The 17,143-nt window shown below is 65.6% G+C and carries 23 protein-coding genes and 1 pseudogene; 21 read left to right on the top strand and 3 right to left on the bottom strand.

The window, feature by feature from the left end; all coding sequences use genetic code 11:
* The first annotated feature begins 552 nt into the window (after positions 1-552).
* The 18 genes and pseudogenes from ACM61V_RS21415 (at position 553) to ACM61V_RS21330 (ending at position 12,409) form a co-directional block, all read left to right on the top strand.
* Positions 553-780, top strand: coding sequence for a hypothetical protein (locus tag ACM61V_RS21415; protein WP_419714705.1), 228 nt, complete (start codon positions 553-555; stop codon positions 778-780).
* Between the two features lie 31 nt (positions 781-811).
* A complete protein-coding gene (locus ACM61V_RS21410; RefSeq protein ID WP_419714704.1) occupies positions 812-1,048 on the top strand; it encodes a hypothetical protein in 237 nt (78 codons plus the stop codon).
* Between the two features lie 42 nt (positions 1,049-1,090).
* A pseudogene (locus ACM61V_RS21405) lies at positions 1,091-1,732 on the top strand (type IV secretion system DNA-binding domain-containing protein); the annotation flags it as partial.
* Between the two features lie 31 nt (positions 1,733-1,763).
* On the top strand, positions 1,764-1,979 hold the full coding sequence (locus ACM61V_RS21400; protein ID WP_419714712.1) for a type IV secretion system DNA-binding domain-containing protein: 216 nt from the start codon (positions 1,764-1,766) through the stop codon (positions 1,977-1,979).
* Entirely contained in the window at positions 1,943-2,683 is a 741-nt protein-coding gene (locus tag ACM61V_RS21395; protein ID WP_419714711.1) for a type IV secretion system DNA-binding domain-containing protein, read from the top strand. Before ACM61V_RS21400 ends, ACM61V_RS21395 begins: the two co-directional genes overlap by 37 nt.
* Positions 2,650-3,159: a hypothetical protein gene (locus tag ACM61V_RS21390; protein ID WP_208856235.1), complete on the top strand. Its 510-nt coding sequence runs from the start codon at positions 2,650-2,652 to the stop codon at positions 3,157-3,159. Before ACM61V_RS21395 ends, ACM61V_RS21390 begins: the two co-directional genes overlap by 34 nt.
* A gap of 3 nt (positions 3,160-3,162) precedes the next feature.
* Positions 3,163-6,237, top strand: a complete 3,075-nt coding sequence (mobF, locus tag ACM61V_RS21385; protein WP_010409137.1) for a MobF family relaxase — start codon at positions 3,163-3,165, stop codon at positions 6,235-6,237.
* A gap of 2 nt (positions 6,238-6,239) precedes the next feature.
* On the top strand, positions 6,240-6,476 hold the full coding sequence (locus ACM61V_RS21380) for a hypothetical protein (protein WP_033967468.1): 237 nt from the start codon (positions 6,240-6,242) through the stop codon (positions 6,474-6,476).
* The gene (locus tag ACM61V_RS21375) at positions 6,473-6,799 is read left to right on the top strand and encodes a hypothetical protein (protein WP_010409142.1); all 327 of its coding nucleotides are present in this window, start codon (positions 6,473-6,475) and stop codon (positions 6,797-6,799) included. Before ACM61V_RS21380 ends, ACM61V_RS21375 begins: the two co-directional genes overlap by 4 nt.
* Positions 6,789-7,520, top strand: a complete 732-nt coding sequence (locus ACM61V_RS21370; RefSeq protein WP_010409143.1) for a hypothetical protein — start codon at positions 6,789-6,791, stop codon at positions 7,518-7,520. The genes ACM61V_RS21375 and ACM61V_RS21370 overlap by 11 nt, the downstream gene beginning before the upstream one ends.
* Positions 7,507-8,268, top strand: coding sequence for a hypothetical protein (locus ACM61V_RS21365; protein ID WP_010409145.1), 762 nt, complete (start codon positions 7,507-7,509; stop codon positions 8,266-8,268). Before ACM61V_RS21370 ends, ACM61V_RS21365 begins: the two co-directional genes overlap by 14 nt.
* A 91-nt stretch (positions 8,269-8,359) precedes the next feature.
* Complete coding sequence (locus ACM61V_RS21360; protein ID WP_010409146.1) at positions 8,360-8,569, top strand: hypothetical protein; 210 nt, start codon at positions 8,360-8,362, stop codon at positions 8,567-8,569.
* A gap of 26 nt (positions 8,570-8,595) precedes the next feature.
* Positions 8,596-8,925, top strand: a complete 330-nt coding sequence (locus ACM61V_RS21355) for a hypothetical protein (RefSeq protein ID WP_010409148.1) — start codon at positions 8,596-8,598, stop codon at positions 8,923-8,925.
* Entirely contained in the window at positions 8,918-9,775 is an 858-nt protein-coding gene (locus ACM61V_RS21350; protein ID WP_010409149.1) for a CsgG/HfaB family protein, read from the top strand. The genes ACM61V_RS21355 and ACM61V_RS21350 overlap by 8 nt, the downstream gene beginning before the upstream one ends.
* Positions 9,772-10,926 carry a nuclease-related domain-containing protein gene (locus ACM61V_RS21345; RefSeq protein WP_010409151.1) on the top strand — a complete coding sequence of 385 codons (1,155 nt, stop codon included), beginning with the start codon at positions 9,772-9,774 and terminating at the stop codon, positions 10,924-10,926. The genes ACM61V_RS21350 and ACM61V_RS21345 overlap by 4 nt, the downstream gene beginning before the upstream one ends.
* Positions 10,923-11,420: a hypothetical protein gene (locus ACM61V_RS21340; RefSeq protein WP_010409153.1), complete on the top strand. Its 498-nt coding sequence runs from the start codon at positions 10,923-10,925 to the stop codon at positions 11,418-11,420. Before ACM61V_RS21345 ends, ACM61V_RS21340 begins: the two co-directional genes overlap by 4 nt.
* Positions 11,417-11,908 (top strand): hypothetical protein, encoded by a 492-nt coding sequence (locus tag ACM61V_RS21335; RefSeq protein WP_010409155.1) that lies wholly within the window; start codon positions 11,417-11,419, stop codon positions 11,906-11,908. The genes ACM61V_RS21340 and ACM61V_RS21335 overlap by 4 nt, the downstream gene beginning before the upstream one ends.
* A gap of 96 nt (positions 11,909-12,004) precedes the next feature.
* Positions 12,005-12,409, top strand: coding sequence for a hypothetical protein (locus tag ACM61V_RS21330; protein ID WP_010409157.1), 405 nt, complete (start codon positions 12,005-12,007; stop codon positions 12,407-12,409).
* Here ACM61V_RS21330 and ACM61V_RS21325 read toward each other — a convergent pair.
* Positions 12,394-12,825 (bottom strand): response regulator, encoded by a 432-nt coding sequence (locus ACM61V_RS21325; protein ID WP_419714703.1) that lies wholly within the window; start codon positions 12,823-12,825, stop codon positions 12,394-12,396. The genes ACM61V_RS21330 and ACM61V_RS21325 overlap by 16 nt on opposite strands.
* A 100-nt stretch (positions 12,826-12,925) precedes the next feature.
* Here ACM61V_RS21325 and ACM61V_RS21320 point away from each other — a divergent pair, with 100 nt between their 5' ends.
* Complete coding sequence (locus ACM61V_RS21320; protein ID WP_010409222.1) at positions 12,926-13,234, top strand: hypothetical protein; 309 nt, start codon at positions 12,926-12,928, stop codon at positions 13,232-13,234.
* Positions 13,235-13,236: 2 nt separating this feature from the next.
* On the opposite strand, the gene ACM61V_RS21315 is transcribed toward ACM61V_RS21320, so the two are convergent.
* Positions 13,237-14,496 (bottom strand): Y-family DNA polymerase, encoded by a 1,260-nt coding sequence (locus tag ACM61V_RS21315; protein ID WP_007406368.1) that lies wholly within the window; start codon positions 14,494-14,496, stop codon positions 13,237-13,239.
* Between the two features lie 5 nt (positions 14,497-14,501).
* Entirely contained in the window at positions 14,502-14,915 is a 414-nt protein-coding gene (locus tag ACM61V_RS21310) for a LexA family protein (protein ID WP_007406310.1), read from the bottom strand.
* Positions 14,916-15,031: 116 nt separating this feature from the next.
* On the opposite strand from ACM61V_RS21310, the gene ACM61V_RS21305 reads away from it, so the two are divergent.
* Both ACM61V_RS21305 and ACM61V_RS21300 read left to right on the top strand, forming a co-directional pair.
* The gene (locus ACM61V_RS21305) at positions 15,032-15,481 is read left to right on the top strand and encodes a hypothetical protein (RefSeq protein WP_419714702.1); all 450 of its coding nucleotides are present in this window, start codon (positions 15,032-15,034) and stop codon (positions 15,479-15,481) included.
* A gap of 237 nt (positions 15,482-15,718) precedes the next feature.
* Complete coding sequence (locus ACM61V_RS21300) at positions 15,719-17,131, top strand: ISNCY family transposase (RefSeq protein ID WP_419714701.1); 1,413 nt, start codon at positions 15,719-15,721, stop codon at positions 17,129-17,131.
* Positions 17,132-17,143: the final 12 nt, after the last annotated feature.

Here is a 17,143-nt window from a genome sequence, read left to right as displayed (position 1 = left end):
TCCGTCGTCGGGCGGGATTGCTCCGCCCAATACCCTTCGGTCCAGTCCGGTGAACGGTGCCTGTGCGCTTACTCTCCCGGAACCCAGTCCAATGATCTCATATTCCAGCCATGATGCCACCACCACCGCGAGAGCTCCCTAGGATTTGCACACCGTACGCGGCACGCCGCAGGTTAGGTGTCTGCATGCGGGTGTTTGGAGGGCAAACATGTTTGCCCCTGCAAACGCCTTGGTGGTTCTCCCCTAAGCGCTTGAGAACGCGCGAAAATCCCTGTTTGCAGGGTGAATGCGTTTTCACTATATACGGGACCAGGCTGTAGTATTTTCCACTCTCCGAAAACCCCACCAGCCACTTTCAAGTGGGTGGTGAATGTCTAACTCGACGATAGCTTTCAGACTTTCGTCTGAAGAGATTGCGGCACTTGATCGTGTAGCCGCGAAACGGTCGTGCTCCCGGTCTGAGGCCGCGTGCATGGCGCTTATGTTCGGTATCCGTTTCGCTCAGGCCGAGCATACTTTCACATTACCTGGTGGTTCCTTGTTCTCGAGTACATGCAGGCGGGCGTGATCGACGTGATTATCACACGCGATCACGGCGACGTCGTACCCCAGCTTCGCGAAGCCGCGAAGGAGCGCCTGCGACGTTCCATGCGTAGCGGCGACATCCGGTTCAACGGTCAGGCGGCGACCGTAAAACACCATTCCGCGCGGGGGCGGATCACCCGCAACTCGGGCAATTTCACCCGCGGTTCGCAGCTCTCGCCAGTCAGTACAAGATGACCTGGGCGGGCCTCCAGGTGCCCATCTGGATATGGCTGGGGACGTTCATCGTCCTGTTCAATATCTTCGTCTGGCCTGGTTCGCCCAGCATGAATTCCAGCTCGACCTGATGAAGCTCTATTCCGCCATCTGGACGTGGGTCGGCGGGGTAATCCACCTCATCAACCTGACCTTGCCAAACGGCATCGCGACGAAGGTTCCGATCGGCTACGTCCCCTACGAACCCCATGTCGTTCATGCCTGGGCGAAGACGGTCAAGACTTCCTGATGCAGATCCGCCACGTCGGCCTTCATCGCAGCACCGATCATCATGTGGTTCATCATGTGGGCAAACAAGCGCGGCAGCGACATGCTCCAGGAACGCCACAACCGCGGCGCCCTGTTGGTCGAGCGTGACGTGCTCGTCAAAACTGTCAGCGGCCACAACCGACGCAAGTTCCGCACCCAGCCCGCCGAACACGATCCGCCGTACGTCCCCGAACTCGTCGCCAAGGCTCCGATCCTCGATCGGATCGACCGGGGCATCCACGTTCCATACACGATCGCCGGCATCCCCTATCCGTGGCGGCTCGAACAGAGCCATACCATGCTCATCGGCACCACCGGCACCGGCAAGACGACCCAGCTGCGCAGCCACGTCTCGCAGCTTCGCGCGCGCGGTCATCGCGCGATCTTTGACCTGACCGGCGTGTTCGTGGAGACGTTCTACAACCCAGAAACCGACGTCATTCTCAACCCTATGGACGAGCGTTGCGCGCCGTGGACGCTGTTCGACGAATGCCGCAACTATGCCGACTTCGTTTCGGCCGCATCGGCCTCGATTCCCTCGCATCCCGACGACAAGGAACCGTTCTGGCAGAACGCCGCGCGGATGCTCTTCATCGAGATGTGCCTGAAGCTTCAAGAGATGGGTGAGGCGAACAACGCCGCCATCGTGGACCACCTGATGCAGGCCGATCTGAAGTCGATCAACGCCAAGCTCGATGACACCATCGCCGCCCCGGCCGACGACCGAGAAAGCCGCCCGCATGGCGGAATTGATCCGCTCGGTTCTGAACGTCAACGGACAGGCGCTACGCTTCATGCCGGACCCTGTCCCGGGCGGCCTGCCCGCCTTCTCGATCCGCGACTGGATCGACCTGACAATCGCGACGGCTCGATCATGTTCATCACCGGCTCGTACAACGACCTCGAGATGACCCGCGGTCTGTTCACGCTGTGGATCGATCTGGCCGTCAACAACCTCATGCGCCTGCCCAAGACCCGTGACCTGCGGACCTGGATCCGTTTTGACCAAGTCCATGCGCTTCACGCGCTTCCTGGTATCGAGCATGGCCTCCAGTCGGCCCGCAACTTCGGCGGTGCGTTCGTCCTTGGGATCGACTCGTTCGACAAGCTGGTCGCGACCTATGGCTTGCAGAACGCGACCGCGCTCACCGGACTTGCGCGCACCAAGCTGATCCTCGCCACCGCCGATCGAACCACAGCCGAAAAGTGCTCCGAGTTCATCGGCAGCCGCGAGGTCCGCCAGATGGATGAGGCCTACAGCTACGGCTACAACAACACCCGCGACGCCTCGACCCTCACGCCTCGCACGGCGATCGAGCCGCTGGCGATCCCCTACGACATCGGCAACCTGCCGTCGCTCCACGGCTTCGTGAAGTTTCCCGATGGATTTCCCGCTGCGCGGATCGAACTGAAATACCGCTCCTATGCCGAGGTCGCGCCGGGGGCGGTGCCCCGCAAGAACTTCAAGCCTACCGAATACGTCTCGCCGGAAGACCTGCGTCGCTCGACACCGGGAACAATGGCGCGGATGAGGGGGGTGAGGGTGGCCGCGAGCATACCCCCACACGGCCTGTGGGGGGCGTGGAGGCGAAGGAAAGGCAAGAGCCGGACCTGACCGCCTCGCAGCCCGAGAAGCCGCGTAGCGAGGCTGAAAAGGCGGCTGCGGCGATGGAGGTCACCGGGTCGCTGCCGGTGGTGATCGATCAGATAACCGGCAAGGGCGTCGCCAGCAGCCCGACCGGCGTCGATGCCGTCCGCGCGTCGGATGCCGCAACGAGGGTCGGGGGCGAACCTTCCAAGCCTGTGACGGGAGGTTCATCCAGTCTGGATGCCCAACTCGGCGGCATGGGCATGTCCCTGATCGAGAACCGTGCGGGTCCGCAGAGCGGGGTGGATCCGACGCGCGGCGAGGCGTCACGCCATGCCCCGGAAAGCCGGTCCGATCGCGGTGATGCCGATCGCCACGAGGACCAGGCGACCCGCGAATTGCGCGATGGGTTTGCGACGCAGCGCGACCCCGATCACCACCATCGTCATCACGGCCCGGATCATTCGCCGGAGATCGATGACGACATGGACATGGGGATGTAGCCGATGCTGTCGGTCGCTTCCGTCAAGTCCGCCTCCGGCGCGGCGCAGTATTTCGCCAAGGACGATTACTACACCGCCGAGCATTCGTCCGAGGCGACCGCCTGGGGCGGGGTGGGCGCGGCCGACCTTGGCCTCAAGGGCGAGGTGACCAAGGAAGACTTCGAGAAGATCCTCAACGGCGAGATGCCCGATGGCGAAAAGGTCGGGCAGGTCGAGGGTCGCAGGCTCGGTGTCGACCTGACCTTCTCGATGCCGAAGTCCGCCAGCGTAATGGCCTATGTCGCTTGCGACACCCGTGTCCTCACCGCGCATATGAACGCCGTAAAGGCGACGATGGGATGGGTCGAGAAGACCTTCGCCGAAGGCCGCACCTACGATCAGTCCAGGTCAGGGGATGCGGTGCGAACCGGCAACCTCGTCTATGCGCTGTTCCAGCACGACACGAGCCGCGCTCTCGATCCGCAGGGCCACATCCACGTCCTTATCGCCAACATGACCAAGATGGCGAACGGGGCATGGCAGGCGCTCCACAACCAGCAGCTCTGGAAGAACAACACCACGATCGGCGCGGCCTATCACGCCCAGTTTCGCGCCGAGCTGGCAAAGATCGGCTACGAAACAAGCGTCACCGGCAAGCACGGCCAGTTCGAGATCGCCGGCGTGCCTAAGGAGGTGATCGACACCTTCAGCCAGCGGCGCGCCGATATCCTGGCGAAAGCCGGCGAGCTCGGTGTCACCTCCGCCGAGGCGTTGCGCAAGGTGACCAACAATACCCGCGACGCCAAGCTGAACGTCGAGGATCGCGATGCCCTGCGCCAGGAATGGCGTGACCGGGCGGCCGCGCTCGGATTCGACGGCAAGGCACTGGTCGATGCCGCGCGCGAGCGTGCTGGCGCCAGCGGCCTCGATGCCCAGCCACGACCGATGGAGCGCCTCGGTGACGTCCTGGCCAATCTCCGCGAAAGCCTGGGCGAGTTATTCCGACCCGCCGATCCGCTCGTCGCCAGCGGCCTCGACCGGCTGCGCATCGCGCCGGTGGATCTGCGCGCCCAGCACGCCGTCGCCTCCGCGATCCGCATCCATGCCCAACGCGAAGCCGCGTTCGCGGTGCCGGACATCACCAGGACCGCGCTCGACCTCGGGCTGAAGGGTGTCACCGCCGCGCATGTCGACGCGCGCGTCTCCGAGCTCATCCGCAACGAGAAGCTGATTCCGGGCAAGGATGACCGGATCGACAGCGTCGTCACCCATGTCACGACGCCCGAGGCGCTCGCGACGGAGCGCGGCATCCTTGCAGAGATCGAGCGCGGCAAGGGGGAGGGGCGGGTGATCGTCTCCGCCGACACCGTTATCGAGCGGATCAACGCCGCATCGGGCGACAAGGAACTCAATGCAGGGCAGATGGCGGCCGCGACGATGGCGCTCACTTCCGCCGATCGCATCGTCGCGGTCCAGGGCGTCTCGGGCGCCGGCAAGTCGACCATGCTGGCGAGCGTCGCGCGCAATGTCGAGCAGGAAGGCGGCAAGGTGGTCGGTCTCGCGCTCATGAAGGCGACCGCCGATCGTCTCGGCGCCGAAGCCGGCATCGAGAGCCGCACCGTGTCCTCGTTCGTCCACAGCTATGCCCGCCACGCGCTCGCTGGGAAGGGCGCGGGCTATGACGGCGCGCGAGACGCGCTCGCCGGCACCACGCTCATCCTCGACGAAGCCTCGATGGTCGGCTCGGAGCAGATGAAGCACCTGGTCGGCATCGCCAATGCGCTCGGCGTCGATCGCTTCCTGATGATCGGCGATCGCCAGCAGATCACCGCGGTCGACGCCGGCAAGGCGTTCGCGCTCGCGCAGGCCGGCGGGATCACGCTGGCGCGGATGGACGAGAATCTGCGCCAGCGCACCGAGCAGCTGCGCACCGTCGCCGCGCTGACCAACCGCGGCGAGGTGCGCGAGGCGATGGCGATGCTCGGCGACAAGGTCACCGCCAACCCCGAGCATGTGAAGGCCGCGGCCGAACACTGGCTGGGCCTAACCCCCGAACAGCGCGAGACCACCGCGATGTTCTCGTCGGGCCGCGTCGCGCGCGCAGAGCTCAACGTGCGCATCCAGGACGGCCTCGCCGCGGAGGGCACGTTGAAAGGGGACGGCGTCGTCACCCCGGTCCTCGACAAGGTCAACGTCACGCGCGAGGAACTCCGCTACGCGCATACCTATAAGCCCGGCCAGGTGATCGACCTGCGCCATGCCATGCGCGAGCTCGGCCTCAGCCCCGGCACCTATGACGTGCTCGGCGTCGACGCGAAGGGGCGCGTTCAGGTCCAGATCGGCAACCGGGTACGGACCTTCGATCCGCAGAAGATATCGCCGGTCGACAAGACCGACGCGATGCAGCTCGCCCAGCGCGAGCAGATCAAGCTGCATGAGGGCGACAAGATCCGCTGGACCCAGAACGACAAGGACCGCGGCCTCAACAACAACGATATCGCCCGCGTCGTCTCGGCCGACCCGTCGGGGATCAAGGTGGAGGCGAGCGACGGCACCCTCCACGAGCTGAAGGCGGGCGATCCGATGATGGAGCGGATCAGCCTCGCCTACGCGCTCAACATGCACGCGGCGCAGGGCATCACCACCGACACCGCGATCGCGGTGATGAGCCACAGGGAATCGAACCTCTCCAACCAGCGGCTGTTCAACGTCACCGTCACGCGCGTCCGCGACGACATCCAGCTGTTCACCGACGACCGCGAGAAGCTGACCGCCGCGATCGAGCGCAACGAGGGCAACAAGACCTCGGCGCTCGAGACCACCGGCGCGCTGTCGATCGACCCCGATCGCGGCGCTGCCGGCGCAGCCACGAAAGCCGGCGCGGGCGAGACGTTCAACCCTTCGCTGCCGCCCGACCTCGATCGCGGACCGGAGAAAGTCGGAGGCGAGCCGAGCGCAGATACAGCCCGCCCCTCGACCGGCGGCAAGATCGACATCCGTACCGATCCCTCGCTCGACCTCTCCCGGTTCAGCGTCCCGGTCGAGCCCAAAGGGCCTGAACTTCCCTACCCCGAAAAGGACATCGGACTGGAGCTATGAGCATGACCACATCACCACCGACCTGGGACCAGGTGATCGCCACCAAGCACTGGCACGCCTGCGACCTCGACACTCATACGCTCACGCAATGCAGCCAGCTCGCGCGGCGCGACGATGCGCTCGACTGGGGCGGCGAAACGCTTGCGATGGCCGCGATTTTCGGCCTGACCTACGTCTTACTCCTGCCGCTCACCCGCGCGCTGCGTGCCCTCCGGGTCCGGTCCGAGCCAGCACGATGAGCCTCGCCGACCGCGACTATATGCACGGGCCTCCCCGCATCGGTCGGACCTCGCGGCTCGACACGCCGCCCTGCGACGCGATCGAGGGAACGGCCGAGTATGGCCATCAGGCCCGCAGGAAGCCCGTGGAGCCACGGTCAACCGCACCACGCATGATCGTCCCGCTGACGCGCCGGTTGCGTCAGGCGGGACTCCTGGCGGCCGCGGTGGCGGCTTTCACCTTCGCCTGGGCGGTCGGATGCGGAATCGTCAGCGCGTCGCTTCACACCGATGGTGGAATTTTCGTTCCGCCCGCAACCCAAGGTACGCCCGGTGGACGGTAGTTTCCCTTTTCGCTTCCGGCGCCAACCCGAGCCGACGCACGCGACCCTCACGATCGCCGAAACCGCGGATCTGACGGAAGCGGCGCTTGAAGCGGTCCGCGCCGGTGACGGGGGCCGGCTCGCGGTATTCGGCGATGGCGACGCGATCGCCGAACTCGCCGACCAGGTCCGCGACCAGCTGATCGACCCCGCGCGCGGCAACTGGGACTTCTTCGCAGACCATCCGAGCGACTATGCACGCTCGTCCGCGATCGAAGCGTTCCTTCCCGACGATCCTGACGTTTGCTCGGGCTACACCTGCGCTTCGCGCTATGTGCTGCTCCGCGCGATCCAGCATGCCGGCGATGAACCTGGTGCGACCCTTTCGGCCGTCCGCGATCTGATACGGGATCTCCCGCCGGAAGCCGTCGCAGAGGCGGCGGGACACGATTCTGGAAACGGTCACGCCCTGCGTTGGGGAATGACCGTGCTGGCCGGCGTGCGACGAGCGACCCACGCTTTCGCCGACCACGACCGGCTGATGCCCAGGATCTCCATCGCGCGCTGGCTGGCAGGATCGGCGTCGACCATCCTGTTCGTACGACGCGAACCTGGACTGACTTCGAGCGAGGTTGTCGCCGTCGAGGCCTCGCTGCGCGATCACGCGATGCTGTCCAGAATGGACGTGTTTCCCCTGGCTCTCCCCTCGCAGTCGATGGAGGTGGTCGATGGGCATCGATGATCGCGACTATATGCGCGATCGCTACCGCAAGCGGCAGGGGCTCGATCCCGGTGCGACGCAATGGAACGATCGCAAGGCACGGGTCGAGCTGAACCGCTTCGGGTTCAGGAAATCGGTGCCGCTGGGGAGCGCGAGCTGGATATCTGGCGGATCGAAAGGGTCGTGGTTCGAAGCCAGGAACAGGGGCCACGATTATCAGCGCGGTCGATGGCGGCCCCGCCCGCGCTTCACGCCGGCCCCTTACTGGCAGGCGCTGGGCGTCGGTGTTGCCATCGCACTGGTCCTTGCGGCCTGGGCCGGGCAGGGCCAGATCAAGCGCGCAACCTCCAGCCTGTTCGCGTCAATCGTGGGGACGAACACCGGTTTTCCGGAATCGGGAACGGTCGCCGTCTCCTCCAGCGTCGACCTGCGAACCGTCAGAAGCCACCTGACCATTCAGGGTGCGGCAGACAATAGCATCGTCCAGCTGCTCGATCCGGCGACGGCGAAGAACCGGCTGTCGGTCTATGTCCGCGCCTTCGAGCGTGTCACCGTGCCAGCCCCGCTCGGCCAATATCGCGTCCGCTTCATCCACGGCCGCGAATGGGCAGATTCTCGGACCTTCTTCGGCAAGGGCACGCTGCACGACGAGGTTGCCGGCGTGATGCTGTTCACGCGACGGGTCGGGCACACGCTCGATCTTCGTCTGGGGGCCGACAGCAATCTCGTGGTCCGGCGCATCGCCGCCAAACCGGCCTCGATCCAGTGACACTGTCCTTCATCCACGCGCGGGGATTTCGCATCGCACCGCCAGGACCGGCCCCCGCGCGCCGGCACGGCGATCAACCGGGACAGGAGACATGAGCAACTGGGATTTCGAGGAAATGGGCGAGTTCGGCTCGGATGCCGACGCAGACCGCTGGGCGAAGCGCAACAACATCGCCCCGCAGGATGTCCGCATTCGCCGCAAGGGGGACGGGGTTGAGCTGGAGGTCCGGCGCTCGGCGCTGGGCGACAGCAGCGCCCGCCACGATGACCGTCGCGACGGCCGACGCAACGGTTTCTTCTGAAAACGGCCAGGGAAGGAGTACACACGATGAAACTGAAGATGATCGCCGCGCTGGGGCTTGCCGCCCTCTCCGTGGCCTTGCCGTCGGCCGCCAGCGCGCAGTCGTCGGCGCCGGTCCTGCTCGCGATGGCGAGCTTCGCCGGAAGTCATGCCGGCACCGATGCCGCGCGCGAGGTCGAGGCGAAGAAGGCGCGCTATCGCGCGCACGCGCTTCACAACGGCAAATGCAAGGACTGCGCGGACTGTCCCGACTGCAAGGACTGTGACGAAGCCGCGAAGAAAGTTGCGGCGGACGAGGAGCGTGCCGGGATCTGCGATCCCGCAGCGCATGCGAAGAAGGCGGGCGCCGGTGCTTGATCGCACCCGCATGCTCGTCGTGACGGCCGCGCTCGCGGCCGTCACACCTTCAATGGCCCACGCCCAGAAGCTGGGGCAGGGCGGCACCGGCGTCGACGAGACGACCGCCGTGCCGCAATGCCAGGTGCCGCTCGGCGTTGCCGCGCTGGTTGAGGAGAAGGCCGCCAACCCGGCCGATGGCCTGTCGCCGCAACTGCAGGCGCTCATGCGCATGGCGGAGATGCAGAACGGCGGTTCGACCGCGCGCGTCGACGCGCTGCCACTGGTCAAGCTGATGATCGCGCGATCCAATTGCTTCCGCGTCGCCGATCGCGGCGAGGCGTTCAGCGCGCTCGAACGCGAACGCGCGATCAATGGCGGGACTGCCACAACCCGGCCTGTCACCAAGGCGGATTATCTGATCGAGGTGAAGGTGGTCTATTCCGACGCCAAGTCGCGTGAGAGCGGGGGCGGGGTCGGCGGTGTGTTCGGCGGGGCGGTCGGGCTCAAGTCGAAGACACTCGAAAGCCAGGTGCTGATGACGCTGGTCGACGTGAACACCGGCATCCAGGAAGCGGTCGCCAGCGGGTCGGCGCGCAAGAAGGATATCGGCGTCGTGGGCGGTGGGCTGTTGCTCGGCCTTGGCGTGGGTGCGCTCGGTGGAAGCTACGCCTCGACCGACATCGGCAAGATCACCACGCTGGCGACGCTCGATGCGTTCCGCAAGCTGATCGAGGATGCACGGCCACGGCTCGAGGCGAGGCTGGTGCCGGCCAAGCCGCCCGCAATGGTGCCTCCCGCCTCCGCGCCGCTACCGGCGCAGGCGGTTCAACCGCTGCCGCAGCCAAATCCGGGAACGCCGAAACGATGATCCGCAAGAAATCGACCCGCGCGGCCGAGATCGCATTTGCCGACGAAGTGATGGCGTCCGACGAGTTCGCGGCTCTCCCCGAGCGCGTGCGATCGACGGTGCGGAACCATCGCCAGGGGATGCGGGGCGAGCGCGAGACCGCCTATATGCTCGATCACCAATTCGGGCCTGACAACGACCGCAACCTGCTTATCCACGATCTGCGCCTGCCGGACGGGCAGGGCGGGTTCGCGCAGTTCGATCATATCCTGCTGTCGCGGGCGTCGCGCACCGCCTCGATCTTCGAATCCAAGAACTACTCTGGCCGGATCTCGAAGAACGAGCATGGCGAATGGATGGTCTGGTATCGCTCGCAACGTCAGCCGCAGAACATCCCCAATCCGGTCGAACAGGCCAAACGACAACGCAAGGTGCTGCAGGCGTGGCTGAAGCGAAAAGGGCATGACAGGGCGTTCGCGGAGGTCGGCGTATTCGTGTCCGTTCCGCCCACCGCGATGATCGACCGTTCCAAAATCGGCAGCGACGAGCCGATCTACAAATGCGACAACCTTTACAAAGCCTGGGTGCCGTTCGGCGGGTCATCGCCCCTGGGACGAATGTTTTCGACCGGCGTCACCGCCGCGCAGATGGTCGAGATCGCCGACCAGCTCATCGCCGACCATGTCCAGGAGGGCGATATCTATACCCGCCTCGGCATCGTTCCTGACAGCACGGACGCCGCCGATACGTCTCATACCGGCGACCCGTCTGGGCCGATCAACATGCCCATCGTCCAGGCCGCGTCTGTGCCGGAATTGCCGCCGTACGTCGAGGCAGAGCCTGTCACTGTTCATCCGGCGCAAAGTCCCTCCACATCGGTAGCGGTTGAATGCACCGTTTTGGAGGTATCGCCCCCTGCCAAGGCGGTTCCCGTCAAGGCGGGCGCACCTATCGAGGTATGCGCCGGGATCGTCGAGCGGACACTGCCAGATGGCCGCATCGCATTCAGGGCCGCGCGCGACGATGAGATCGGCAGGGAGGTTCTTTCCGCGTTGTGCAAGGGCAAGGCGATCTGGAACCCGAGATTCTCCAACTGGATCTGCGTGCCCGACGTCGCCGACGTGATCCGGGCTGCACTTCCCGATGCGATCAGGGTCGGCCACGTCGCATGAATATGATCAGCCTGCCCCGGCCCGAATGCCCGTATTGCCATGAGGCGATGCGCCGCTGGCCGCTGGGGCAGCACATGCTGGTCTGCGACACCTGCCGCCGTCCGATCGTGCGCTACCTCGCTGCGCCCTCGCGTCGGATCTTTCGGCTGCGCCCGCTCTACAGCGTCATCAACGCCATCGCGCTGTTCATTCTGGTCGCGACCTTTCTCGCCATCGTGATCGCCCGCGCCGACATCCGGCATATCATGCTGGCCGTCGCGATCCCCATCGCGATGTTCGGCGCGAGCGATATCGGCGATGGCTGGCTGTCCTGGCGTACCTCGCTCGATCGAGGGTGGAACCACCTTCGCAAGGGTCGCAAGGCGCGGCTGATCGGGCTGGCACGCGCAGCGTTCGGCATCGCCGGCTGTGCTGTCGCCATCTTCGGGCTACTTGCCTACGGCGACATGACCACTCCACGAAAACCGCTTGCCCATCAGGCTGGTCGGCCATGATTCCCTTCTGCCTGATCCTGGGCGACAGCACCGCGGTCGGCACGGCGCAGGCATTGGCAGCACAGGGCATACGCTGCGAGGTTCATGCGCGCGTGGGTGCCGGTTCGGCCGAGATCGAGCGGCGGGTGAGGGGCGCTTCGGCCGCCACCGTCGCCCTCATCGCACTCGGGTCGAACGATGCCGCCAGTCCGGCGCTCCCAACCAACCTTCTTGCGCTCAGGCGGCGAACCACCGCCGTCAAGGTGGCCTGGCTTGCCCCCTACGACCTGCGCGCGTCATCCATTGTCACGTCGATCGCGGCACGTTTCGGCGACACCGTCATCCCGCTGCGGGCGCAACCGAGCCGGGATGGCATCCATCCGGTCAGCTATCGCCCCGTCGCCAAGTCGCTGCGGTGGGGGGCGGTCGCCCCCTTCAGAGCCGGCGTAGCGCCGGCGCCGATCGCGCGCGCGACCGTGCTGGTGATGAGCAGCCCACTCGGGTCGTGATCGCCATCTTCATGCCGCGAGCATCGGTCGCCGGAACCGAACGGCTCGACTCAATCCCGCTGGAACAAATCCGGCCCATATGACAGGCTGAACGTCATGGACCATCGCATCACCCACACCTGCGGCCATGAGCAAACCCATTTCATTGCCGGGTTCGCGTCGCAGCAGGAGCGCAAGGCCACCTGGCTGCGCACGACGGTCTGCGGCGCGTGCTACCGCAAGCAGCGCCAGGAAGAGAACGAGCGCGACGCCGCGGCCTCGCAACAAGCCGTTGCCCATCTGTCGCTGGCGCCGCTCAACGGCTCGGAACGACAGGTCAGCTGGGCAACGACCATTCGCGCGAAACGGATCGCCTTGCTGCGCAAGGATCAACCTCTCGATAGCGTCGAAACCGGCGCGGCGCTGCTCGGCATCGCGGACGCCAAATGGTGGATCGACAACCGCGACGCGACCGACGCGCAGTTGCTCGCCTCGGCAGGGGTGGCTCAGGCTCCCGGCTGAACCGGCGTCGTCACCGCATTCTTCAGCGGCGCGGGCTTCTTGCCGTCAGGCAGCGTCCTGCGGAGGTGCTCGTGGACGATCGCAGCCGAGAAGGGCTTCGGGATGAACGTCGCCTTCTCCGGCATGTCACCCGGATCGGGACGGATATTGCCGCTGGCGATCACGATCTCGATCCAGGGCCGGTGCTGGGCGACATGACGCGCCAGCGCAAAGCCGTTGATCGATCCCGGCATCTCGACATCGGAGAACAGCAGGATTGTATTGTCGGCCTGCTCTTCCAGCAGCACGATCGCGGTATCCCCGTCCATCGCCTCATGGCAGCGAAAGCCGGCGTCCTCCAGGATCAGCGTCATGTCCATCAGGATGATCGGGACGTCATCGACCGTGAGCGCGAAAGGTACGGTCGACGTGTTCATCACCTCTACAACCGCCTGTATCCATAATCGCTCCCGCGACCGGCACGATGCTGCCGCCAAATCGTTGATGGCCTGACGGAAATTCGAGGGAGAACATCGAATGCGTAGCCTGGTTGCTGTGTTCACGGTCGGGATATTCGCGATCGCGACCCCTGCCGGCGCGCAGGACATGCCCGGCGCAGTCGATCTGGGCGCGCAAGCGCGCACCCAGGTTCAGTCAGCGACTGCTCGTGGCTATGCCGAACGGGGCGGGGCGGCGACCGCGCGAGGTCCGAACGGGGTGCCACTGTCCGCTCGCGCGAAAAGCTATTGCGACAGCTATTCCGCACGGTTGCGCCAGTACGGCGCGAAGGATGGGCGAGTGATGAAGCTGGCAGCGGCCTGCCGGCAGGCAGGCTATCGCTATTGATCTCAACGCGCGATCGGCACCTGATCGATCCGCGTGGTCCAGGACGGGCTCTTGAACGCACGCTTGGTGTCGTAGCTCTTCTGGCCAAAGCCCTCGGAGGCAAGCCGCATCGTGTTGCGGCCGAACCGCCCGTTGAGCCCGTCGATCGCGGCGAGCAGGGCAGGGGATCGCGGATCGGGCACCGCGAACAGGTCGGCCTGGTGCGCGGTCATCGGCTCCAGCCCCTCGAGCATGACGCCGCACTTGGTGTAGACGCCGCCAGTTTCGTACATGACATCCGCCATGCGGCCCGCCATACCGCCGATCACGCGCGGATCATTGGTCGCCGGCGACAGCCGCGCTATGCGCGAGGCGGACGGCGCGTTGGGCTTGAACCGGCTTCCGTGGGCAAAGGCGATCAGGCGGGTGGCAGCGAGATCCTGCGCGCGGATCTTCTCGGCCGCGCGGACCGCGCGGCGCACCATCGCCTCGCGCAGCGCCGCGACCTCGCGCACCGGCTCACCGAAGCAGCGGGTCACCGCGGTCGCCTTGGACGGGGGCGGCTCCGGCTCGAAATCGGTGCATTCGACGCCGTTCAGCTCGCGCACGAGCCGCTCCAGCACCACCGTCCCCACGTCGCGCGCGACCTCCGGGGGGAGGGCGGCAAGATCGGCCGTCGTCCTGACGCCGAGCGGTCGCAGCCGCTCGGTCATCGCTCGCGCGATGCCCCAGACCTCCTCGACCGGCCATTGCGCGAACAGGCGCCGCCGCAGCTCGATGTCGTGCAGGTCGACCACGCCCTTCCAGACCTTCTCCGACGCCTTGGCGAGGGCGTTGGCAACCTTGCTCAGCGTCCGGGTCGGGCCAAGCCCGATGCGGATCGGCAGGCCCGTCGCACGCTTGACGGCCGCGATCACGCGGTGCGCGGCAGCCACGTCGCCCAGGCCGTTCGGGAGCACCGGCAGGCGAAAGAACGATTCGTCGATCGAGTACACCTCGACCGTGCAACTGTGCTCGGCGAGGACCTGATTGAAGCGACGATTCATGTCGGCATACAATTCGTAGGAACTGCTGCGGTATTGGATGCCATGCTCGCGGACGATATCACGAATCTTGAACATCGGCGCACCCATCTTGATGTGCAGCGCCTTGGCCTCCTCGGAGCGCGCGATGGCGCAGCCGTCCCCGTTACTCAGCACGATGAGCGGTTTATCGCGCAGCGACGGGTCGAATACCCTCTCCGACGAGCAATAGAAGTTGGAGACGTCAGCGATCGCCCACATGGCGGTCAGCCCTGCAGGTTGCGCACGGAGGCGCGGACGACGCCCCACACTTCGACACTCTCATCCGCGATCACCGCGTCGTAGCGCATCCGCGCGTTGCGGGCCTCGAGGACCGGCTTGCCGTCGCGCCAGACCAACTGGCGGATCACGAAGCCCCCGTCGACCACGGCGATGACGATGCGGCCGCTAACCGGCGTGGCGTCGCGATCGACCACCACCACGTCGTCATCATAGATTCCAGCGTCGATCATGGACTGTCCGCTGACCCGGAACACGAAGCTGGCGGCGCGGTCGAGGCGCAGCAGCGCCACGAGATCGATCGCGGTTTCCTCCCAGTCCTGGGCAGGCGAGGGGAAGCCAGCGCCGGCCGCGCTCACCACCCTCAGGCGAAACGCTGGCGGCAGATCGGCGATCGGCATCGGTTGGGACAGGGGAATCACACACGCGGACATGCGCGCATGATATGCTGGATAAGAACATGAAGGGAACGAGATTTTCCTTTTGTTCTCATTTCGCATGACTCATAGAGTCATGGATGCCGATCCGCCCCGAAAACCGCTGGCTGTACCCGATCGACTGGCCGCTGCTGTCGGACCAGATCCGGTTCGTGCGGGCAGGAGGGCGCTGCGAACGCTGCCGGCGACCGCATCTTCGGCACGTCGCGCATCTGGGCGATGGGCGCTGGTGGGATAGCGAAGCGCGATGCTGGCGATCGGGAGAGGGGCGGCGGGTGAACGTCGGCGACCTGTTCGCGCTAGACGTCGTGCGGATCACCTATGTCGTGCTCGCCTGTGCTCACCTCGATCATGATCCGAGCAATAGCGCGCCGCGGAACCTCGCCGCGCTATGCCAGCGATGTCACATGATCCACGATGCCGAGGAGCATCGCTGGCAACGCTGGTGGAACGCGTTTCGGCTGCGCGCGCTGCAGGATCTTTACGAAGATCCACGACACGCTCGCGCGCGGGATCGACGGCGCGGCTAATTCGCGACTGACTGGCCAAGCCTTAGCTGCGGAAAAGCCACGTCAGTCTCTGCAAGACCGATGCCGGAAATAAGCTAAGTCTTTGATTTAACATAAGATATATTATCGATCTTGCGCGTTTGTAAGGGTGTAGACGCAACGTACAAATGTCACCTGGCTGCAAGTTAGAGATGTCACAGCCGACGTCAACGCGGCCGACGGATGGCATGTCGCCCGCACTGTTGAGGGCGCGCGCTAATGACGGTGGTTGCGATGAGCCAGAGCGAACTGACGCGGTTTGATGTTCTGCAGCGGGTCGAGCGAGGCGAGTTGCGCATCAGCGATGCGGCAGCATCGCTGAGCCTCTGCCCACGGCAGATTTACCGGCTGCTCGGCCGCGTCAGGATCGACGGCGCTGCCGGCCTTGTGTCCCGCAAGCGCGGGCGGCCGAGCAACAGGCGGTTCAATGACGCATACCGCGAGCGTGTCGTCACCATCGTGCGTGAGCGCTATGCCGACTTCGGGCCAACGCTGGCGTGTGAGTACCTGGCCGAGCAGCATGGGATCACGCTCTCGCGCGAGACGCTGCGGCAGATGCTGATGGCAGCGGGCGTGTGGAAGGCCAAGGCTGCGAAGCGGGCCCGGCTTCATCAATCACGTTACCGGCGCGAGTGTCGTGGCGAGCTGGTTCAGGTCGACGGGTCGGACCATGACTGGTTCGAGGGCCGCGGCCCGCGCTGCACGTTGCTGGTCTACATCGACGACGCGACCAGCGAGCTCATGCACCTGGAGATGGCGGAGAGCGAGAGCGCCTTCTCCTATATGCGCGCGACCCGCAGCTACCTCGAGCGGCACGGCAAGCCAGTGGCTTTCTATTCGGACAAGCACAGCGTCTTCCGGAACAACAACGCGACCGCCGACAGCGACGGCATGACGCATCTCGGCCGGGCGCTCGACAAACTCGGCGTCGAGATCATCTGCGCCAACTCGCCGCAGGCCAAGGGTCGTGTCGAGCGCGCCAACGGCACGCTGCAGGACCGGCTCGTAAAGGCCATGAGGCTGGCGGGCATCTCCTCCATCGACGACGCCAACGCCTTCCTCCCCTCCTATGTCGCCCGGCACAATGCGCGCTTTGCCTGCGCCCCGGCGGACCCGCGCGACGTGCACCGCCCGCTGGCCGCGCATGAGAATGTCGAGGCGGAGATGGTGTGGCGCGAGGAGCGGACCGTGACCGCCTCTCTGGCGCTGCACTTCAACAAGGCAATGTTCATTCTCGAGCCGACGGCCCTCACCCGCTCGCTGGCGCGCAAGCGCGTGCATGTCTGCGAGTACCCGGACGGCCGCATCGAGATCCGCCACGGCGAGCGCGTGCTACCCTACCGCATGTTCGACAAGATGCGCCGGGTGAACCAGGCCGCTATCGTCGACAACAAGCACCTGGGTGCCGCCCTCGCCATGGCTCAGGCTATCCAGGCAGCTGCGCCGCACCACCCCAAGCGCAACAACAACGAGCCGGCGCGCAGTTCCCGGTCCGTCGGGGTCTTCGCAACCGCTGCATCCGCCACGGGCAAGATCGACGGTCGCCGGCTGTGCACACCGAAGCTGAAGCGCGGTCCTCGCCTGTCAAACGAGGAGCTTATAGCGCGCGGCCTAGGAGAATATGCTCGGTGAGCTGGCGCCTGC

It is taken from the genome of Sphingomonas sp. TX0543 (assembly GCF_048565505.1).
In the GTDB taxonomy this organism is placed as follows: domain Bacteria; phylum Pseudomonadota; class Alphaproteobacteria; order Sphingomonadales; family Sphingomonadaceae; genus Sphingomonas.
This window is presented reverse-complemented; position numbering and strand designations above follow the sequence as displayed.

Excerpts from the sequence above, each read along its gene's own strand:
- mobF (WP_010409137.1), top strand. The coding sequence starts at position 3,163 with ATGCTGTCGGTCGCTTCCGTCAAGTCCGCCTCCGGCGCGGCGCAGTAT.
- ACM61V_RS21355 (WP_010409148.1), top strand. The coding sequence starts at position 8,596 with ATGAAACTGAAGATGATCGCCGCGCTGGGGCTTGCCGCCCTCTCCGTG.
- ACM61V_RS21335 (WP_010409155.1), top strand. The coding sequence starts at position 11,417 with ATGATTCCCTTCTGCCTGATCCTGGGCGACAGCACCGCGGTCGGCACG.
- ACM61V_RS21330 (WP_010409157.1), top strand. The coding sequence starts at position 12,005 with ATGGACCATCGCATCACCCACACCTGCGGCCATGAGCAAACCCATTTC.
- ACM61V_RS21345 (WP_010409151.1), top strand. The coding sequence starts at position 9,772 with ATGATCCGCAAGAAATCGACCCGCGCGGCCGAGATCGCATTTGCCGAC.
- ACM61V_RS21395 (WP_419714711.1), top strand. The coding sequence starts at position 1,943 with ATGTTCATCACCGGCTCGTACAACGACCTCGAGATGACCCGCGGTCTG.
- ACM61V_RS21375 (WP_010409142.1), top strand. The coding sequence starts at position 6,473 with ATGAGCCTCGCCGACCGCGACTATATGCACGGGCCTCCCCGCATCGGT.
- ACM61V_RS21410 (WP_419714704.1), top strand. The coding sequence starts at position 812 with ATGGCTGGGGACGTTCATCGTCCTGTTCAATATCTTCGTCTGGCCTGG.
- ACM61V_RS21340 (WP_010409153.1), top strand. The coding sequence starts at position 10,923 with ATGAATATGATCAGCCTGCCCCGGCCCGAATGCCCGTATTGCCATGAG.
- ACM61V_RS21310 (WP_007406310.1), bottom strand. The coding sequence starts at position 14,915 with ATGCCGATCGCCGATCTGCCGCCAGCGTTTCGCCTGAGGGTGGTGAGC.
- ACM61V_RS21415 (WP_419714705.1), top strand. The coding sequence starts at position 553 with ATGCAGGCGGGCGTGATCGACGTGATTATCACACGCGATCACGGCGAC.
- ACM61V_RS21365 (WP_010409145.1), top strand. The coding sequence starts at position 7,507 with ATGGGCATCGATGATCGCGACTATATGCGCGATCGCTACCGCAAGCGG.
- ACM61V_RS21400 (WP_419714712.1), top strand. The coding sequence starts at position 1,764 with ATGACACCATCGCCGCCCCGGCCGACGACCGAGAAAGCCGCCCGCATG.
- ACM61V_RS21300 (WP_419714701.1), top strand. The coding sequence starts at position 15,719 with ATGACGGTGGTTGCGATGAGCCAGAGCGAACTGACGCGGTTTGATGTT.
- ACM61V_RS21360 (WP_010409146.1), top strand. The coding sequence starts at position 8,360 with ATGAGCAACTGGGATTTCGAGGAAATGGGCGAGTTCGGCTCGGATGCC.
- ACM61V_RS21325 (WP_419714703.1), bottom strand. The coding sequence starts at position 12,825 with ATGAACACGTCGACCGTACCTTTCGCGCTCACGGTCGATGACGTCCCG.
- ACM61V_RS21320 (WP_010409222.1), top strand. The coding sequence starts at position 12,926 with ATGCGTAGCCTGGTTGCTGTGTTCACGGTCGGGATATTCGCGATCGCG.
- ACM61V_RS21315 (WP_007406368.1), bottom strand. The coding sequence starts at position 14,496 with ATGTGGGCGATCGCTGACGTCTCCAACTTCTATTGCTCGTCGGAGAGG.
- ACM61V_RS21380 (WP_033967468.1), top strand. The coding sequence starts at position 6,240 with ATGACCACATCACCACCGACCTGGGACCAGGTGATCGCCACCAAGCAC.
- ACM61V_RS21305 (WP_419714702.1), top strand. The coding sequence starts at position 15,032 with ATGCCGATCCGCCCCGAAAACCGCTGGCTGTACCCGATCGACTGGCCG.